General features: G+C 65.2%; 17 protein-coding genes. 15 read left to right on the plus strand and 2 right to left on the minus strand.

Features of this window, described 5'->3' with window-relative positions:
- Positions 1 to 7 precede the first annotated feature (7 nt).
- The gene (locus AC0WRY_RS06105) at positions 8 to 487 is read left to right on the plus strand and encodes a DUF992 domain-containing protein (RefSeq protein WP_194406133.1); all 480 of its coding nucleotides are present in this window, start codon (positions 8 to 10) and stop codon (positions 485 to 487) included.
- 200 nt (positions 488 to 687) lie between these two features.
- Positions 688 to 2,736: an elongation factor G gene (locus AC0WRY_RS06110; RefSeq protein ID WP_194406134.1), complete on the plus strand. Its 2,049-nt coding sequence runs from the start codon at positions 688 to 690 to the stop codon at positions 2,734 to 2,736.
- Positions 2,737 to 2,847: 111 nt separating this feature from the next.
- Here AC0WRY_RS06110 and AC0WRY_RS06115 read toward each other — a convergent pair whose 3' ends face one another.
- On the minus strand, positions 2,848 to 3,789 hold the full coding sequence (locus AC0WRY_RS06115; RefSeq protein ID WP_194404488.1) for an IS110 family RNA-guided transposase: 942 nt from the start codon (positions 3,787 to 3,789) through the stop codon (positions 2,848 to 2,850).
- A 368-nt stretch (positions 3,790 to 4,157) separates the two neighbouring features.
- On the opposite strand from AC0WRY_RS06115, the gene AC0WRY_RS06120 reads away from it, so the two are divergent.
- From AC0WRY_RS06120 to AC0WRY_RS06135, 4 genes are all read left to right on the plus strand, one after another.
- Positions 4,158 to 4,430 (plus strand): helix-turn-helix domain-containing protein, encoded by a 273-nt coding sequence (locus AC0WRY_RS06120; protein ID WP_026201995.1) that lies wholly within the window; start codon positions 4,158 to 4,160, stop codon positions 4,428 to 4,430.
- Between the two features lie 102 nt (positions 4,431 to 4,532).
- Positions 4,533 to 6,275: a SulP family inorganic anion transporter gene (locus AC0WRY_RS06125; RefSeq protein WP_491122798.1), complete on the plus strand. Its 1,743-nt coding sequence runs from the start codon at positions 4,533 to 4,535 to the stop codon at positions 6,273 to 6,275.
- Between the two features lie 98 nt (positions 6,276 to 6,373).
- Positions 6,374 to 7,213 (plus strand): shikimate dehydrogenase, encoded by an 840-nt coding sequence (locus AC0WRY_RS06130; RefSeq protein ID WP_194406136.1) that lies wholly within the window; start codon positions 6,374 to 6,376, stop codon positions 7,211 to 7,213.
- Positions 7,214 to 7,317: 104 nt separating this feature from the next.
- Positions 7,318 to 7,896 (plus strand): single stranded DNA-binding domain-containing protein, encoded by a 579-nt coding sequence (locus AC0WRY_RS06135; RefSeq protein WP_491123446.1) that lies wholly within the window; start codon positions 7,318 to 7,320, stop codon positions 7,894 to 7,896.
- 70 nt (positions 7,897 to 7,966) lie between these two features.
- On the opposite strand, the gene AC0WRY_RS06140 is transcribed toward AC0WRY_RS06135, so the two are convergent.
- The gene (locus AC0WRY_RS06140; RefSeq protein WP_194406137.1) at positions 7,967 to 9,103 is read right to left on the minus strand and encodes an alpha-hydroxy acid oxidase; all 1,137 of its coding nucleotides are present in this window, start codon (positions 9,101 to 9,103) and stop codon (positions 7,967 to 7,969) included.
- Between the two features lie 131 nt (positions 9,104 to 9,234).
- Here AC0WRY_RS06140 and AC0WRY_RS06145 point away from each other — a divergent pair, with 131 nt between their 5' ends.
- The 9 genes from AC0WRY_RS06145 (at position 9,235) to AC0WRY_RS06185 (ending at position 17,236) form a co-directional block, all read left to right on the plus strand.
- Positions 9,235 to 9,402 (plus strand): hypothetical protein, encoded by a 168-nt coding sequence (locus AC0WRY_RS06145; RefSeq protein WP_194406138.1) that lies wholly within the window; start codon positions 9,235 to 9,237, stop codon positions 9,400 to 9,402.
- Between the two features lie 222 nt (positions 9,403 to 9,624).
- A complete protein-coding gene (gene glmM, locus AC0WRY_RS06150) occupies positions 9,625 to 10,968 on the plus strand; it encodes a phosphoglucosamine mutase (RefSeq protein WP_194406139.1) in 1,344 nt (447 codons plus the stop codon).
- Between the two features lie 140 nt (positions 10,969 to 11,108).
- Positions 11,109 to 12,368 (plus strand): MFS transporter, encoded by a 1,260-nt coding sequence (locus AC0WRY_RS06155; protein ID WP_491122799.1) that lies wholly within the window; start codon positions 11,109 to 11,111, stop codon positions 12,366 to 12,368.
- Between the two features lie 237 nt (positions 12,369 to 12,605).
- Positions 12,606 to 13,454: an outer membrane protein gene (locus AC0WRY_RS06160; RefSeq protein ID WP_246776420.1), complete on the plus strand. Its 849-nt coding sequence runs from the start codon at positions 12,606 to 12,608 to the stop codon at positions 13,452 to 13,454.
- Between the two features lie 169 nt (positions 13,455 to 13,623).
- Positions 13,624 to 14,382, plus strand: coding sequence for an outer membrane protein (locus AC0WRY_RS06165; RefSeq protein WP_211418460.1), 759 nt, complete (start codon positions 13,624 to 13,626; stop codon positions 14,380 to 14,382).
- A gap of 75 nt (positions 14,383 to 14,457) precedes the next feature.
- Entirely contained in the window at positions 14,458 to 15,048 is a 591-nt protein-coding gene (locus AC0WRY_RS06170; RefSeq protein ID WP_491122800.1) for a glutathione S-transferase family protein, read from the plus strand.
- 17 nt (positions 15,049 to 15,065) lie between these two features.
- Positions 15,066 to 15,530 carry a GNAT family N-acetyltransferase gene (locus AC0WRY_RS06175; RefSeq protein WP_491122801.1) on the plus strand — a complete coding sequence of 155 codons (465 nt, stop codon included), beginning with the start codon at positions 15,066 to 15,068 and terminating at the stop codon, positions 15,528 to 15,530.
- Between the two features lie 247 nt (positions 15,531 to 15,777).
- Positions 15,778 to 15,984 carry a hypothetical protein gene (locus AC0WRY_RS06180; protein WP_194406144.1) on the plus strand — a complete coding sequence of 69 codons (207 nt, stop codon included), beginning with the start codon at positions 15,778 to 15,780 and terminating at the stop codon, positions 15,982 to 15,984.
- Between the two features lie 79 nt (positions 15,985 to 16,063).
- The gene (locus AC0WRY_RS06185) at positions 16,064 to 17,236 is read left to right on the plus strand and encodes a phosphoserine transaminase (RefSeq protein ID WP_194406145.1); all 1,173 of its coding nucleotides are present in this window, start codon (positions 16,064 to 16,066) and stop codon (positions 17,234 to 17,236) included.
- The last annotated feature ends 96 nt before the right edge of the window (positions 17,237 to 17,332 follow it).

The raw sequence follows: 17,332 nt of genomic DNA on the forward strand, positions 1-17,332 counted from the left end.
ATATGTCATGCGTCGTTCGTTCATCTTCGCCGGGCTCGCCGCTGCCAGCCTCGTTGCCTCCAGCGTCGGCGGCAGCGCGCAGCAGCGGATGGCGCGGGTCGGCGTGCTCGAATGCCGCGGCGGCGCCAGCGTCGGCTTCATCGTCGGATCGGTGACCCATCTCGGCTGCGTGCTGCGCGCCGACGGCCTGCCCGACGATCGCTACGTCGCCACGATCCGGAAAGTGGGTCTCGACATCGGCATCACGCAGGAGACGGCTTTGGCGTGGGGCGTGTTCGCACCGGTCGACCGGCTCGGCCCGGGCGACCTCTCCGGTAATTATGCCGGCGCGCAGGGCAGCGCCTCGGTCGGTGTCGGCCTGGGGGGCAACGTGCTGGTCGGCGGCTCCAACAATTCGATCGCGCTGCAGCCGCTCAGCGTGCAGGGCCAGGTCGGTCTCAACGTCGCCGCCGGCCTCGAGAGCCTGGAACTTCGCCCGGGCCGCTAACGATGTGAGACGAACTCTCGTTCCACCTCTCCCTTTGGTGAGGTGGAACGCCGAGCCGACAAGCCGTGGAATTATAAGACTTGATCTAACTGACGACGCACCGCAGCGACGTTTGACGCTTGCCAAATCTCGGCGACGGGCAGAGCATCTGCGTTTGCCGACCCAATCATGGGCCGAGCTCCACACCAAGGAGGCGGCGAATGGGACAAGACGTCAGAAGTCCCCGAGGTCCACGGTGCATCGCGCTGGTGGGCCCTTTCCAAAGCGGTAAAACCACACTTCTCGAAGCAATACTGGCGCGAACGGGCGCAATCCCCCGCGCCGGCAGTGTCGATGCCGGAACTTCCGTCGGCGACGCCGCGCCAGAGGCCCGTCATCACAAGATGACCGTCGGGCTGACTGCCGCCACCACGAGTTTCATGGGCGACAGCTACACCTTCCTTGATTGTCCCGGTTCCGTCGAATTCGCCCATGACATGCGCGCCGCGTTGCCCGCGGTCGACGCGGCGATCGTGGTTTGCGAGGCCGACGAGAAGAAGCTGCCCCAGCTCCAGATCATCCTGCGCGAGCTGGAGGAGCTGAAGATCCCGCGTTTCCTGTTCCTCAACAAGATCGACCGGGCGAGCCAGCGTATCCGCGAGTCGCTCGCGATGCTGCAGCCCGCCTCGCGCGTGCCGCTGGTGCTGCGTCAGATCCCGATTTGGAAGGACGACCTGATCGAGGGCTTCGTCGATCTCGCGCTGGAGCGCGCCTTTGTCTATCGCGAGCACAGAGCCTCCGAAGTGGTCGCGCTCGAAGGCGGCAATCTCGATCGCGAGAAGGAAGCCCGCTTCTCGATGCTGGAGAAGCTCGCCGATCACGACGATGCGCTGATGGAGCAGCTGCTCGAAGACATCCAGCCGCCGCGCGATGCCGTGTTCGACGATCTCGCCCGCGAATTGCGCGACGGGCTGATCTGTCCCGTGCTGTTGGGTGCCGCGGCGCGCGAGAACGGCGTGCTGCGCCTGATGAAGGCGCTGCGTCACGAGGCGCCGGGCATCGCTGAGACCGCAAAGCGTCTCGGTGTGCCCGAAACCAAGGATGCGCTCGGCTACGTCTTCAAGACGCTGCATTCGCAGCATGGCGGGAAGCTGTCGCTGACGCGGCTGCTTGCCGGCCATCTCGACGACGGTGCGACGCTGCAATCCGCCTCTGGCGGCTCCGGGCGCATCTCCGGCATCCTCGCCGTCAACGGCGCCTACGACACCAAGCGTGCCGCGGCGGAGGCCGGCGACACCGTGGCGCTCGCCAAGCTTGATCCCGTCAAGACCGGCGACACGGTCTCGAACGGCAAGGCTCCGCCGGCCGCGCTGGCCGTCACGGAGCCGACGCCGCCGGTGCTTGCGATCTCGATCGCCGCCACCGACCGCAAGGACGACGTCAAGCTCGGCCAGGCGCTGGCCCGGCTGCACGAGGAGGATCCCTCGCTCATCGTCGTGCAGAACGCCCAGACCCACGACACCGTCTTGTGGGGGCAGGGCGAGATGCATCTGCGCGTCGCCAGCGAGCGGCTGCGCGACCGCTTCGGTATCAAGCTCACCTCGCATCCGCCCGGGATCGGCTATCAGGAAACCATCCGCAAGCCGATCACCCAGCGCGGCCGCCACAAGAAGCAGTCCGGCGGCCACGGCCAGTTCGGCGACGTCGTGCTGGACATCAAGCCGCTGCCGCGCGGCGACGGCTTCAAATTCACGGAGAAGGTGGTGGGTGGCGCCGTGCCGCGTAACTACATCGGCGCGGTGGAGGAAGGCGTCGTCGACGGATTGGCGCGCGGTCCGCTCGGCTTCCCCGTCACCGACGTGCAGGTGACGCTGACCGACGGCTCCTATCACAGCGTCGACTCCTCCGACCTCGCCTTCCGCACGGCGGCGCGGATCGGGCTCAACGAAGGCCTGCCGCAATGCCAGCCCGTGCTGCTGGAGCCGATCCACGTGGTCGAGATCGTCTGCCCGACCGAGGCCACCGCCAAGATCAACGCGATCCTGTCGGCGCGGCGCGGCCAGATCCTCGGCTTCGACACCCGCGATGGCTGGAGCGGCTGGGACTGCGTCCGCGCCATGATGCCGGAAGCCGAGATCGGCGAGCTCATCGTCGAGCTGCGTTCGGCAACGGCTGGTGCGGGCAGCTTCACGCGCCAGTTCGACCACATGGCCGAAGTCACCGGCCGTGCTGCCGACCAGATCATCGCCGCGCATCAGCACGCGGCGTGAGCTGTCGAGACGCAACTCTCTCTGCGCTCGCGGGGGGAGGCTGCGATGATCCCTGCAGCGTGTCCCGGACGCGCTGCAATGCGCAGCATTGCTGCGCAGAGCCGGCAACTGTTATGTTGGCCTAGTGTACAGGTACGGCTTTCGATCGCGGATGATGGCGTTGAGGACCGTCAACAGCTTCCTGGCAACGGCAATGAGAGCGAGCTTGGCAGGTTTACCGGCCTGTCGCAGTCGAGCGTAGAAGGCCTTGAATGGATCGGCCCGGCGGACCGCATTGAGAGCGGCCATGTAGAGGGCATCGCGGACGCGCTTTCGGCCCCCGACGATCTTCCGCTTGCCGCGGTAAGCGCCGCTGTCGACGTTGAAGGGAGCCAGGCCGGCGAGCGCGGCCACCTGCTTCGGTCCCACTTTTCCGAGTTCCGGCATCTGCGCGATCAGCTGCATGCAGGTTACGGGGCCCACGCCGGGAAGTGACCGCATCAACTGCGCATCATCGGAGACCTCCGGCTCAGTCTTGATCAGTGCGCTAATATCGGCCTCGATTGCGGCGATCTCATTGTCGAGGACTTCAATGAGCCGACCGATGCGATCGGCCATGGCGCGGTCCTCGGCCTCGCTGCGCCTGTTCTTCTCCTGGGCACGCATGAGAACCAGTTGATCCCGCCGTTTTGCAAGCCCCGCCAGGGCATTGCGGGCAGGATTGGCAGCCTGCTCAGCGGCAGGCTGCATGGCCCGGGCAAAGCTCGCCAGCATCCGGGCATCGATCGGGTCGGTCTTGGCGAGCTGGCCGCTGGCGCGCGCAAAGTCCCGGGCCCGGGCCGGGTTGATCCGGGCAAAGCGGATGCCGGCCTGGCTGAGCGCCTCACGAAGCTCAAGGTCATAGACGCCCGTGGCTTCAAAGACGACCAGCACATCGCATCGCCAACGCGCCGCGATCTGTGTGATGGCCTGCGGCGCGTTGGCGATGCGCTCCGGCACGCCCAGGCTCTCATCGAAGATATCGAGATATCGTTTGGAGACGTCGATTCCGACGTAACGAGGGCGTATGATCATGGTGCCTGTCCCTGTGATGCGAGGTCTGTTGGCGCAGCCTCGTGCAACTGTTCAGGTTGATAAATGGAACGGGCGGGAGACCGAGCCGGCTCACGGCGTCAAGCGCCAAGGACCCAACGGCTTCCCGCCCACTCCACCATGACAGGATTTCGATACACAGGGACCCAGAAAACCACGGAGTTCGCCGCTGCTTGGGCCGGCTCTGCAGCGCATCACTTCGTGCTGCGCCGCGTCCGGGACACGACAGCGGTGTTTCCACGCACAACTGCATCACGGACGCGGCCCTTGCACTTACCGCGGAATGATGTATTTTACATCATTGTATATGTCTCAAATATCATTTATCAGTTCTGGTAAGTGAGGCCGCGGTGATTACGTCATTCCAGATGCGGGCAGCCCGCGCGCTGCTTGGCATTGACCAGAAAACCTTGGCCGAGCTTGCCGGCGTGTCATTGCCGACCATCCAGCGGATGGAGGCCTCGACCGGCAACGTGCGTGGCGTGGTCGAGACCCTGATCAAGGTGGTCGAGGCGTTCGACCGGGCCGGCGTCGAGCTGATCGGCGAGCAGGTCCGCAGCGACAGCGGCGGGCGTGGCGTTCGCCTCAAGGAGCCCGGGCCGCCGCGCCGCGTCGGAGCATGATCAGCCGGTGATCGTGCCCGGGATCAAAATGGGCTAGCGCATCGTCGCACCTCGGCAACACGGGACGCACGATGCATCGGAGCATCGTGGGGCACTTTGCTGATGAGCATCACAAGCGATCACACGAGCCGGCTGCACCAGCTGCGTCGGCCGAGCTTTGCCGAACTCTATCTGCCGAAGCTGGTCACCGTCTGGCGTGAAGGCTACGGGCTCGAGGATTTCCGCGCCGACGTCTTTGCAGGCCTGACGGTTGCGATCGTGGCGCTGCCGCTGTCGATGGCGATCGCGATCGCCTCGGGCGTGACGCCGGACCGCGGCCTCTACACCGCGGTCGTCGGCGGCTTCATTGCCTCGCTGCTCGGCGGCAGCCGGTTCCAGATCGGCGGCCCTGCCGGCGCGTTCATCGTCCTGGTCGCGGCGACCGCGGAGCGCCATGGCGTCGACGGCGTCATCCTCGCCACCCTGATGGCGGGCCTTATCCTGATCGCGGCGGGCCTGCTCAGGGTCGGGACCTACATCAAGTTCATTCCCTATCCGGTGACGGTCGGCTTCACCGCCGGCATCGCCGTGATCATCTTCGCCAGCCAGCTCCGCGATCTCTCCGGCATCACGCTCGCGGGCAAGGAGCCCAGCGAATTCGTACCGAAACTCCTGGCGCTTGCCGGCGGCCTCAACACCATCAATCCGTCCGCCGTCGCAGTCGCCATCGTCAGCATTGCCATCATCGCGGCCTTGCGGATCTGGCGGCCGTCCTGGCCGGGGATCCTGATCGCGGTGGTGTTCGCGGCCGTCGTCTGTGCGGTGTTCGCGCTGCCGGTCGAGACCATCGGCTCGCGCTTCGGCGGCATTCCGCGCGAATTGCCCTCGCCGGCGTTGCCGGCGTTCTCGCTCGCGAAGGCGACCGCCGTGCTGCCGGACGCGATCGCGTTCGCGCTGCTGGCTGCCATCGAATCGCTGCTGTCCGCGGTGGTCGCCGACGGCATGACCGGGCGTCGTCACCGCTCCAATTGCGAGCTGGTGGCGCAAGGCGCGGCCAATATCGGCTCGGCGCTGTTCGGCGGCATCTGCGTCACCGGGCTGATCGCGCGTACCGCCACCAACATCCGCGCCGGCGCTCGCGGGCCGCTCGCGGGCATGCTGCATGCGGTCTTCCTGCTGCTGTTCATGCTGATCGCGGCGCCGCTGGCCAGCTACATCCCGCTCGCCGCGCTCGCCTCGGTGCTGGTCGTGGTGGCCTGGACCATGGCGGAGAAGCACGAGTTCGGCACGTTGCTTCGCTCGTCCTGGGGCGATGCCGTCGTGCTGCTCGCGACCTTCCTGCTGACGGTCTTCCGCGACCTGACGGAAGGCATCCTGGTCGGCTTCGCGCTCGGCGCGGTGCTGTTCATCCATCGCATGGCGGAGATGACGGGCATCGAGGAACGCTCGCCGCTGGTCGCGGCCGATCGTCCCGACGACGGCAATGGCGAGCGCGTGCCCTACGATCCCGCGCTGGCGGTCGATCGTGACGTGCTGGTCTATCGCATCACCGGCGCGTTCTTCTTCGGCGCGGCCTCCGCCATCGGAAGCGTGCTCGACGAGGTCGCCGACAAGCGCAAGGCCTTCGTGGTCGATTTCGCCGCGGTCCCGTTCCTGGATTCGACGGCAGCCAACGTGCTCGGCCGCGTCGCCGCCAAGGCGCACCGCCAGGGCATAAAGCTGTTCATCACAGGGGCCTCGCCCGCGGTCCGCCGCGCGCTGCTCACCCATGGCGTGACGCCGCCTCGCGCGCGCTATCGCACGAGCCTCGAGCGCGCGATCGCCGACATCAAGGGCGGCGCAAGCGAGGAGGCTGCGGCGGGCTGAGGGGGCCGTTCTCCAGCCGCCACCGCGGCGCCCGCGCGCTTGACAGAGCGGGCGTGACGCGAAATGGATCGCCTCGGGAAGACGACTCCGAGGGAAAGATGACCGCGCTCAAGACGCCTGCAGCCTGTCTGATCGGATGGCCGGCCGCGCATTCGCGCTCGCCGCTGATCCATCATTACTGGCTGCGCACGCTGGGCATCGAAGGCGGCTACGTCATCGAGGCGGTGCCGCCCGAGGACCTCAGGGATTTCGTGCTGCGGCTGTCGCTGCGCGGCTTCGTCGGCGCCAACGTCACCATCCCGCACAAGGAGGGCGTGCTGGCGCTGTCGGTGCCCGACGCCCGCGCCAAGGCCGTGGGCGCGGCCAACACGCTGTGGTTCGCCGATGGCGAGTTGCGCGCGACCAATACCGACGTCGAAGGCTTCATCGGCAATCTCGACGCCAGCGCGCCCGGCTGGGAGGCGGTCGAGGAGGCGCTGGTGCTGGGCGCCGGCGGTTCCTCGCGGGCGGTCGTGTTCGGGCTGCTCGAACGCGGCATCAAGCGCGTGCATCTCGCCAACCGCACCACCGCGCGGGCCGAGGCGCTGGCAAGCCAGTTTGGGCCGAGCGTGCATCCGCTGGCATGGGACGCGATCAACGACGCGCTGCCGCGCGCAAAACTTCTCGTGAACACGACTTCGCTCGGCATGCACGGCCAGCCGTCGCTCGAGGTCGATGTCACACGCCTGTCGCCGGCGGCAGTGGTTGCCGATCTCGTCTATGTTCCGCTGGTGACGCCGCTGCTCGCCGCCGCGACGGCGCGGGGTCTGAGGACCGCCGACGGGCTCGGCATGCTGCTGCATCAGGCGGTGCGCGGCTTCGAGCTGTGGTTCGGCCGGCGGCCGGAGGTCACGGCCGAGCTGCGCGCATTGGTCGAGGCCGATCTCACAAAGACTTGAGAGAATAGCGCAGGTCTTCCGGAGTTCTCCATTCGTGGGGACAATCGGAGACCGTCATGTCTGTTCAACGTGCAACTTTCACACGTCCGCTGATCGCCGTCGCGATGGTGGCTCTGTCAATCGGCGGCGCAATCGCGCAACAGGCGCCGACGGTGCGCATCCGCGGCACCATCGAGAGCGTCGACGGCAACACGCTCGCCATCAAGACGCGCGAAGGCGGCGACGTGAAGGTGAAGATGACCGACAATGTCGCGGTGTTCGCCGTGGTGAAGACACAGCTGTCCGAGATCAAGGAAGGCTCCTATATCGGCGTTACCGGCCTGCCCGAGCCCGACGGCACCCAGAAGGCGATCGCGGTGCACATCTTCCCGGAGAACCAGCGCGGCGCCGCCGAAGGCTTTCGCCCGTGGGACGCCCGCGCCAACTCGACCATGACCAACGCCACCGTGGCGCAGACGGTGAAGGGCACCGACGGCCAGAACATCACGGTCAAATACAAGGACGGCGAGAAGAAGGTCGTGGTGCCGCCGGACACGCCGATCGTCACCTTCGTCGCCGGCGACAAGTCGGAAGTGAAGCCGGGCGCCAAGCTGATCATCTTCGGCGCGGCGAAGAAGGACGACGGCTCGCTGGAAGCGAACCGGGTGAATGTGGGGCGGGACGGAATTATGCCGCCGATGTGAGGACCAGGCACCGAACCCGGAGGGTGGGTTAGGCGCAGCCGTAACCCACCCTACGGCACCGCTCTTGCGGCTACACCGCGATGATATGATCGTCGATCTCGTCGATCCGGTTGACGCCGCACAGGCCCATGGTGGTGAGCAGCTCCTTCTGGATGATGTCGATGGCCTTGGCGACGCCGGCCTGGCCGCCGGCTCCCAAGCCATAGGCATAGGCACGGCCGAGCATGCAGGATTTTGCGCCGAGCGCGAGCGCGCGCATCACGTCCTGGCCGGAGCGGATGCCGCCGTCGAACATGATCTCCATCTTGTCGCCGACGGCGTCCGCGATCTCCGGCAGCACCTCGATCGAGGACGGCGCGCCGTCGAGCTGGCGGCCGCCATGGTTGGAGACGACCAGGGCCTGCGCGCCGGTCTTGGCGGCTTCCTCGGCGTCCTCGACGTCGAGGATGCCCTTGATGACCAGCTTGCCGGGCCAGATGCTGCGGACCCACTCGACGTCCTTCCAGCTCAGCGAGGTGTCGAATTGCGACGCCGTCCATTCGGCGAGGCGGTTGAGATCCTCGGTGTTCTTCACGTGGCCGGCGATGTTGCCGAAGGTGCGGCGCTTGCCCTGCAGCACGCCGGAGACCCAGGCGGGCTTGCTGGCGAAATCCAAAAGCTTCGACAGCGACCATTCGGGCGGCACCGTCATGCCGTTCTTGATGTCGGCGTGGCGCTGGCCGATCACCTGCAGGTCCACGGTCAACACCAGCGCGCTGCACTTGGCCGCGATCGCGCGCTGGATCAATTCCTTGATGAAGCCGCGGTCCTTCATGACGTAGAGCTGGAACCAGAACGGCTTCTCGACGCTGGCGGCGATGTCCTCGATCGAGCAGATCGACATGGTCGATTGCGTGAACGGGATACCCGCGGCCTGCGCCGCGCGGCAGGCGTGGATCTCGCCGTCGCCATGCTGCATGCCGAGCAGGCCGACGGGCGCCAGCATCAGCGGCATGGTCGAGGGCTCGCCGAGGATGGTGGTCGAGGTGTCGCGCTTGGAGACGTCGACCAGGATACGCTGGCGGAACTTGATCGCCTGCATGTCCTCGCGGTTGGCGCGCAGCGTCTCCTCGGCATAGGAGCCGCGGTCGCAATAGTCGAAGAACGCCTTCGGCACGCGGCGCTTATGCAGGGCGCGAAGATCGTCGATACAGGTAATATGCTTCATGCTCGTGTCCCCCGGCCGTCTTGTCTCAAGAGTTCTTGTCTCAAGAGACTTGCATCAGAACATTTTGAGGTCATCTAGCATGGTTGGATGCACAGCCAAATCGTTTGCAGAACGTTTTGCAGGAGAGCGCCATGACGAGGCCGCACGCCGCACCGTCCCCGGAAGAGATCAAGGAAAAGCATGATCTGGAGGAAGCCCTGGAAGAGGGGCTGGAAGAGACCTTTCCGGGGTCCGATCCCGTCAACGTCACCCAGCCGGCGCCGAGCCGCGGCGACAGCCATGTGAAGCGGAGCAGCTAGGGCAGGTTCCGCCCGACTCCGGCGCCATGGCAGGAAATGAAGCGTTAACAACACCTTATCTGAATGGCTGACGGCCCGGTTCCGTAATGATTCATCATATTTTTTGAAGCCAAGTTAGCCGCTCAGGCATTATAAGACCCCAGCAAATCAGGGATGCGGGGTCTGTTCGGGCACCCCGTGGTTGTCTCAGGGGAGTCCCTGATTGTTGCGTTGGGGGACGATATGAGCCGCAAATATTTCGGGACGGACGGGATCCGGGGCCGCGCCAACGGACTGATCACGCCGGAGCTCGCGCTCAAGGTCGGCCAGGCCGCAGGCCTTGCGTTTCAGCGCGGTGACCATCGCCACCGTGTCGTGATCGGCAAGGACACCCGCCTCTCCGGTTACATGATCGAATACGCGATGGTCGCCGGCTTCACCTCGGTCGGAATGGATGTGCTGCTGGTCGGCCCGATGCCGACGCCGGCGGTCGCCATGCTGACCAAGTCGATGCGCGCCGATCTCGGCGTCATGATCTCGGCGTCGCACAATCTGTTCGAGGACAACGGCATCAAGCTGTTCGGCCCGCAGGGCTTCAAGCTCTCCGACGACGTCGAGCGGCAGATCGAGCAGCTGCTCGACGAGCCCATCGACAAGCGGCTCGCACAGAGCGCGAGCCTGGGGCGCGCCCGCCGCATCGACGGCGTGCATGACCGCTACATCGAATTCGCCAAGCGCACGCTGCCGCGCGACCTTTCGCTCGACGGCCTGCGCGTCGTGATCGATTGCGCCAACGGCGCCGCCTACAAGGTGGTGCCGGAAGCGCTGTGGGAGCTGGGCGCGGACGTCGTGCCGATCGGCGTCGAGCCCGATGGCTTCAACATCAACAAGGATTGCGGTTCGACCTCGCCGGAAGCGCTGTCGCGGAAGGTGCGCGAGATGCGCGCCGACATCGGCATCGCGCTCGACGGTGACGCCGATCGCGTCATCCTGGTCGACGAGCGCGGCCATGTCGTCGACGGCGACCAGCTGCTGGCGGTGATCGCGCAGAGCTGGAAGGAAGACGGCCGGCTGTCGCGGCCCGGCATCGTCGCCACCGTGATGTCCAATCTCGGCCTCGAGCGCTTCCTGAAAGGGCAGGGGCTCGATCTCGTCCGCACGCCGGTCGGCGACCGCTACGTGCTCGAGCAGATGCTGAACGGCGGCTACAATCTCGGCGGCGAGCAGTCCGGCCACATCATCCTGTCCGACTACGCCACCACCGGCGACGGCTTCGTGGCGGCGTTGCAGGTGCTGGCCGTGGTGCAGAAGCTGCGCCGCCCGGTATCCGAGGTCTGCCATCGCTTCGATCCGCTGCCGCAGATCCTCAAGAACGTCCGCCACAAGGGCGGCAAGCCGCTCGACGATACCGATGTGAAGTCGGCGATCTCCGACGGCGAGAAGCGGCTCAACGGCCACGGCCGCCTCTTGATCCGCTCCTCCGGCACCGAGCCCGTGATCCGCGTGATGGGCGAGGGCGAGGACCGCATCCTGGTCGAGGACGTCGTCGACACCATCGTTACGGCGCTGGGCCAGGCGGCGGCGTAAGACTTTCTTACCCTCCCCTGGAGGGTAAGCGACGAGAGCGCCCGCGCATCCCAGCCATTTGCGATTGACGCTGGTTCCGCATCCGCTTGCATCGTAATGAGCGGATGCGGCGGTTCGCCGCGCCTGCCGGGATCGCTGCATTGAACAAGCCTGTCGTCGTCTCAGAGGAAACGCTGACCGAGCCCGTCGTCGTCGCTGACGTCGCACCCGGCGCCAAGTCAGCTGCCGAGGCGGCAGGCCCGGCCTACATCGTGCTCGCCGGCATCAGCGTCTCGCACTTCCTCAACGACACCATGCAGTCGCTGATCGCCTCGGTGTATCCGATCCTGAAGGACACCTACGCGCTCGATTTCGCGCAGATCGGCATGATCACGCTGGCCTTCCAGTTCACCGCCTCGCTGCTGCAGCCCGTGGTCGGGCACTACACCGACAAGAAGGCACAGCCTTACTCGCTGGCGATCGGCATGGCCTCGACCTTCTTCGGCCTGCTGCTGCTCAGCGTCGCGCAGCAATATCTCGTCATCCTCGTCGCTGCGGCCTTCGTCGGTCTCGGCTCGGCGGTGTTTCACCCGGAGTCCGCGCGCATCGCGCGGCTCGCCTCAGGCGGCCGCTACGGCTTTGCGCAATCGGTGTTCCAGCTCGGTGGCAGTTTCGGCACCTCGATGGGGCCGGTGCTGGCGGCGCTGATCGTGGTGCCGTTCGGGCAGGGCAGCATCGCCTGGTTCTCCTCGATCGCATTCCTCGCGATCCTCATCCTCTGGCGTATCGGCCGCTGGTACGCGCCGCAGATCAAGGCCAAGAAGACGGCTGCCGTTCAGGTTCATCCGGACGCGCCGAGCTCGCGCCGCGTCGTCGTCGCACTGCTCGTGCTGGTCGCGCTGCTGTTCTCGAAGCAGCTCTACGTCTCGAGCCTGTCCAGCTACTACATCTTCTATCTGATCGACCGCTTCGGCGTGTCGACGCAGGCCGCGCAGATCTACCTCTTCATCTTCCTCGCGGCGAATGCGGTCGGCGCATTTCTCGGCGGGCCCCTGGGTGACCGCTTCGGCCGCAAGATCGTGATCTGGATTTCGATCCTGGGCGCGCTGCCGTTCACGCTGGCGCTGCCCTATGCCGGGCTCCATGCGAGCGCAGTGCTCAGCGTGATTATCGGCCTCATCATCTCCTCGACGACGTCGTCGATCATCGTGTTCGCGCAGGAGCTGGTGCCGCACCGTTTCGGCATGATCTCCGGCGTGTTCTTCGGCGTCGCCTTCGGCATCGGGGGCCTCGGGGCCGCCGTGCTCGGCAAGCTCGCAGACCACACCTCGATCGAGTTCGTCTATCAGGTCTGCGCTTATCTGCCGGCGATCGGCCTGCTTGCGGTGTTTCTGCCCAGGCTGCCGCGGCACACGCGTTAACACTTCCTCTCTCGCTGCAGCGCACTTTCACGGATCGTTAGCAATTGCGGCCGGGGCGTCGCAATTGATGCGGCATTCCTGCAACGCTCACGCGCCGCGCGCGCGAGCAGTCAGAAAAAATCAACCTTAAAAATTAGGGTTAAGTGGCGCTTAAACATTTGCTGGCATCGTCCGCTCCGTGAGTTTCCAGAACGTGAGGCCTGCGTATTTGCCTCACCGGCCAAAAGGACGAAGCCAATGCGTAGCGTTAAGTCTCTCCTTGCCGCGGGTGCGGCAACCCTGATCTCGTCGATGGCGTTCGCCGCCGATATGCCGATCGCGGCGCCCCCTCCCATGTACGCGCCGCCGGCTCCGCCCGCCGACTTCGGAGGCTGGTATCTGCGCGGCGACATCGGCTTCAGCAATCAGAAGACCAGTGATCTTCACTACGGTCGTGAGTCCGCCTATTCGCAGCTCACGTCGTTCGATCAGAAGACGTCGTTCGATACCGCCGGCATCTACGGCGTGGGCGTCGGCTACCGCTTCAACAACTGGTTCCGCGCCGACGTGACCGGACAATATCGCGGCAACTCGAATTTCAAGGGCACGGATCGTTTCACCGGCACCGCGGGCGGTGTTGCCTATAACGGAATCGACAACTACGGCGCCAGCAAGTCCGAATGGCTGGTCCTGGCCAACGCGTATGTCGATCTCGGTACGTGGTGGTGCATCACGCCGTTCGTCGGCGCCGGCGTCGGCGGCGCGCGGGTCTCGATCTCGAATTTCACCGACACGGGCACCAACAGCCTGCCGTTCTCCACCACGAGCTTCGCCACGGCTCCGACCGGCTCGCAGTGGAATTTCGCCTGGGCGGCTCATGCGGGTCTTGCCTACAAGGTCAATCCGAACCTGGTCCTCGAACTCGCCTACAGCTATGTCGATCTGGGCCCGGGCCAGACCGGAGTGCTGTCGGATTACACCGGCGCGACGACCAACAACGTCTTCAAATTCAAGGATATCACCTCGCACGACCTCAAGCTCGGCGTGCGCTGGAACCTCGACAGCCCGCCGGCCTACGCGCCGCCGCCGCTCGTCACCAAGGGCTGATCAGCAGCCTCACCGGTTAAACTCTCTTAACGGCGCGGGATCATCCCGCGCCGTTTTGCTTTGCGTATTTTTCATGGCGAGTGGCGGCGAAGGCGGCTTACGCAACCATTGGTTAAGGTTAACGAGCCATGATCACGAGCGAAAAGTTCGAGTTCGATGGAGCGTTGCGATGCGTGGGCTTTTGTTGGCAGCAGTGATGTTGGGGACGGTGTCAGCTGCGCACGCGGCCGACATGCCGGATCTGCCGATCCTGCGCGGCAGCTTCACCGACGGCCTGACCAATGCCCGGCCGAATTGGCAGGGCTACTACGTCGGTGGTCAGGGTGACTACGGCACGATCACCTCGAAAGTCTCCTCGACGATCAACAGCGATCTGCAATCGACTTTCGTCACTCCCGGGCCAGGCTACAATTGGCAGCCGCTTGGCGCCGCGCAGAGCAGCACGGCCGGTTACGGCGTGTTTGCCGGATATAACGGGCAATGGGACGACGTGGTTCTCAGCATCGAGGCGAATTACATCCATGGCGGCTTCAAGTCGACCTCGAGCTCGACGGGACTGGCGTTCGACAACAATACCGTCGCCGCCACCACGAAGACCTCCGCGGTCGTCGCGATACCGGACTTCGGCTCGCTGCGCATGCGTGCCGGCTATGCCTGGGGATGCTTCCTGCCCTACGCTTTCTTCGGCGGTGGCCTCGGCAGTCAGACCGTCGACCGTTACGCCGCGGCATGGCCCTCGCCGGCACGGCCGGCGACGACGTTCGCGACCAAGACCAAGCTGGTTTATGGCTATTCGGCCGGCGCCGGCGTCGACGTCATGCTGGTCGGGGGACTGTTCGCCCGTGCCGAATATGAATACCAACGCGTGACGGCGGACATCGAATCGAACATCCACTCCGTTCGCGCCGGCCTCGGCTACAAGTTCTGAAACGGGGCAGCCGCGCCGCGGTTGACAGTTCTCATCCGTCCTGATGCTCTGTCGCTCCATGGCGGGGCGGCAGCGATGAAGATCTACGGCGACAGCAATTCCGGAAACTGCCTGAAGGTGAAATGGGTCTGCGATCATCTCGCAGTGCCCTATCAGTGGATCGAGATCGACACGCGCAAGGGCGAGACGCGCACCCCGCAATTCCTTGCGATGAACGGCGCCGGCCAGGTGCCCGCTGTGCAATTCGACGACGGCCGCACGCTGGCGCAGTCCAACGCCATCATCCGCTATCTCGCCCGCGACAGCGTGCTGGTTCCGCGCGACGCCTTTACAGCCGCGAAGATGGACGAATGGCTGTTCTGGGAACAGTACAGCCACGAGCCCTATGTCGCGGTGTGCCGCTTCCTCCTCGTCTATCTCGGCAAGCACGTCTCCGAGCTCGATCCCGACAAGGTCAAGCGCGGCTATGCGGCGCTCGACCGCATGGAGCAGCATCTTTCGGCCAGCCGCTTCTTCGCCGGTGAGGTGGTTTCGCTCGCCGACGTTTCGCTGCTCGCCTATACCCGCCTGGCGCATGAGGGCGGCTTCGATCTCGGCCGCTATGCTTCCGTCCGCCGCTGGATCGGCGAAGTTGAAGCGCTTTTCGGTCTTCCGCCGGCGCGCTGAGGTTGGAGTTGCCTAACATGAACGCCGTGTCCGTCTCTATTCGCATCGCGCGCCGCGACGACGTTCCCGCCATCGTGGCGATGCTGGCCGACGATCATCTCGGTCGCGCGCGCGAGCGCGTGGAGGATCCGTTGCCGGCCGCCTATTACGATGCCTTCGCGCGGGTCGAGCGCGATCCGAATCTCACGCTCGTGGTGGCCGAGAGCGAGGGCAGGGTGGTCGGCTGCCTGCAACTCGCGATCCTGCCGGGCATCAGCTCGCAAGGCGGCAGTCGCGGCCTGCTCGAAGACGTGCGCGTTGCCACTGATTGCCGCAGCCGCGGCATCGGCGAGCAGCTGGTGCAATGGGCAGTGACGGAAGCAAAGGCACGCGGCTGCGGCCTGGTCGAATTGCTGACGCACCACACGCGAACCGACGCGCAGCGCTTCTACGCGCGGCTCGGATCCACAGCGAGCCACGTCGGTATGACTGTCCGCTTTTGACGCAGATGTCCTCGCGCGAAGCGGATACCGGTTCGCGGAAGAAAACGCGTCAATCAGGAAATCCACAGCCCCCTGCGATGTATCGGAATGGGCCTCTGGCCGCATGCGTTGCTTGATCAGCAGAATCGGATCGCACGTTCGTTCATCTTAAGGGCTGATAAACTACCCGTCCTTCGTTCATGTTCCCGCGGGAACGAACGGTGCTACGCAGCGTCAGAAACCGGGCTCGGTCGGTTCGGGGATTTCGATGACAAGCTATTCAATCATCAAGGTCGGCAACGACTATGTCGTGCAGGCCAACGACAAATGCATTTTGAAAGTCGGCAGCCGCCGCCGGGCCGCGCAATTGATCAGCGAAGCCACGGGCTTGCTGAATGCACTGGCGGTCGTGCAATCCCCTGATATCGCAGCGGAAGCGCCTTCACTCCAGCGTGAGACGCCGGAACTTCCTTGACTGCCCTTCCCGATTCCCGTATCAGCCGCGGCGGGACACCTCCCCCCAACGGGAGGCTTACTATCTGGAAGGGTAGATTATGACTGTAGCGAAGCCCGCTTCGCGGCCCAACGTGCCGCATTTCTCCTCCGGCCCCTGCGCCAAGCGCCCCGGCTGGAACGCCCAAAATCTCAAGGACGCAGCGCTCGGCCGCTCGCATCGCGCGAAGGTCGGCAAGACCAAGCTCAAGCTCGCGATCGATCTGACGCGCGAGGTGCTCGAGGTGCCCGCCGATTACCGCATCGGCATCGTGCCGGCCTCCGATACCGGCGCGGTCGAGATGGCGCTGTGGTCGCTGCTGGGTGCGCGGCCCGTCACCACGCTCGCCTGGGAATCCTTCGGCGAGGGCTGGGTCAGCGACATCGTCAAGGAATTGAAGCTCAAGGACGTCACCAAGCTGAACGCAGCCTATGGTGAAATCCCCGATCTCTCCAAGGTCGATCCGAAGTCCGACGTCGTCTTCACCTGGAACGGCACCACCTCAGGCGTGCGCGTGCCGAACGCCGATTGGATCAGTGCGACCCGCGAAGGGCTGACCATCTGCGACGCGACGTCTGCAGCGTTCGCGCAGCCGCTCGACTGGGCCAAGCTCGACGTCGTCACCTTCTCCTGGCAGAAGGCGCTCGGCGGTGAAGCCGCGCACGGCATGCTGATCCTGTCGCCCCGCGCGGTGGAACGGCTCGAGACCTACAAGCCGGCCTGGCCGCTGCCGAAGATCTTCCGCATGACCAAGGGCGGCAAGATCAACGAAGGCATTTTCGTCGGTGAGACCATCAACACGCCGTCGATGCTCTGCGTCGAGGATTATCTCGACGCGCTGAACTGGGCCAAGTCGATCGGCGGCCTCAAGGCGCTGATCGCGCGTGCCGACGCCAACACCAAGGTGCTCGCCGACTGGAAGGCGAAAACGCCCTGGATCGACTTCCTGGCCAAGGACGCGGCGATCCGCTCCAACACCTCGGTGTGCCTCAAGTTCACCGATCCCGCGATCACCTCGCTGTCCGAGGATGCGCAGGCCGACTTCTCCAAGAAGCTGGTTGCGCTGATCGAGAAGGAAGGCGCCGGTTACGACTTCGCCTATTACCGCGATGCCCCGGCGGGCCTGCGTATCTGGTGCGGCGCCACCGTCGAAGCCAAGGACGTCGAGCTGCTGACGCAGTGGATCGACTGGGCCTTCGCCGAGACCAAGGCCGCGCTCGCCAAGGCAGCGTAAGCAGGCTTCGCTCGTCGCGTTATCTCATCTCGTCATGGCCGGGCTCGACCCGGCCATCCATCAATCAAGGCAGATGGATCCGCGGGTCTCTAGCGC

The sequence above is a fragment of the Bradyrhizobium sp. T-12 genome, assembly GCF_058314695.1.

What these genes read in the sequence shown, in the direction of transcription:
- AC0WRY_RS06105 (WP_194406133.1), top strand. Translation starts at nt 8, where the DNA reads ATGCGTCGTTCGTTCATCTTCGCCGGGCTCGCCGCTGCCAGCCTCGTT.
- AC0WRY_RS06110 (WP_194406134.1), top strand. Translation starts at nt 688, where the DNA reads ATGGGACAAGACGTCAGAAGTCCCCGAGGTCCACGGTGCATCGCGCTG.
- AC0WRY_RS06115 (WP_194404488.1), bottom strand. Translation starts at nt 3,789, where the DNA reads ATGATCATACGCCCTCGTTACGTCGGAATCGACGTCTCCAAACGATAT.
- AC0WRY_RS06125 (WP_491122798.1), top strand. Translation starts at nt 4,533, where the DNA reads ATGAGCATCACAAGCGATCACACGAGCCGGCTGCACCAGCTGCGTCGG.
- AC0WRY_RS06130 (WP_194406136.1), top strand. Translation starts at nt 6,374, where the DNA reads ATGACCGCGCTCAAGACGCCTGCAGCCTGTCTGATCGGATGGCCGGCC.
- AC0WRY_RS06135 (WP_491123446.1), top strand. Translation starts at nt 7,318, where the DNA reads ATGGTGGCTCTGTCAATCGGCGGCGCAATCGCGCAACAGGCGCCGACG.
- AC0WRY_RS06140 (WP_194406137.1), bottom strand. Translation starts at nt 9,103, where the DNA reads ATGAAGCATATTACCTGTATCGACGATCTTCGCGCCCTGCATAAGCGC.
- AC0WRY_RS06145 (WP_194406138.1), top strand. Translation starts at nt 9,235, where the DNA reads ATGACGAGGCCGCACGCCGCACCGTCCCCGGAAGAGATCAAGGAAAAG.
- glmM (WP_194406139.1), top strand. Translation starts at nt 9,625, where the DNA reads ATGAGCCGCAAATATTTCGGGACGGACGGGATCCGGGGCCGCGCCAAC.
- AC0WRY_RS06160 (WP_246776420.1), top strand. Translation starts at nt 12,606, where the DNA reads ATGCGTAGCGTTAAGTCTCTCCTTGCCGCGGGTGCGGCAACCCTGATC.
- AC0WRY_RS06165 (WP_211418460.1), top strand. Translation starts at nt 13,624, where the DNA reads ATGCGTGGGCTTTTGTTGGCAGCAGTGATGTTGGGGACGGTGTCAGCT.
- AC0WRY_RS06170 (WP_491122800.1), top strand. Translation starts at nt 14,458, where the DNA reads ATGAAGATCTACGGCGACAGCAATTCCGGAAACTGCCTGAAGGTGAAA.
- AC0WRY_RS06175 (WP_491122801.1), top strand. Translation starts at nt 15,066, where the DNA reads ATGAACGCCGTGTCCGTCTCTATTCGCATCGCGCGCCGCGACGACGTT.
- AC0WRY_RS06180 (WP_194406144.1), top strand. Translation starts at nt 15,778, where the DNA reads ATGACAAGCTATTCAATCATCAAGGTCGGCAACGACTATGTCGTGCAG.
- AC0WRY_RS06185 (WP_194406145.1), top strand. Translation starts at nt 16,064, where the DNA reads ATGACTGTAGCGAAGCCCGCTTCGCGGCCCAACGTGCCGCATTTCTCC.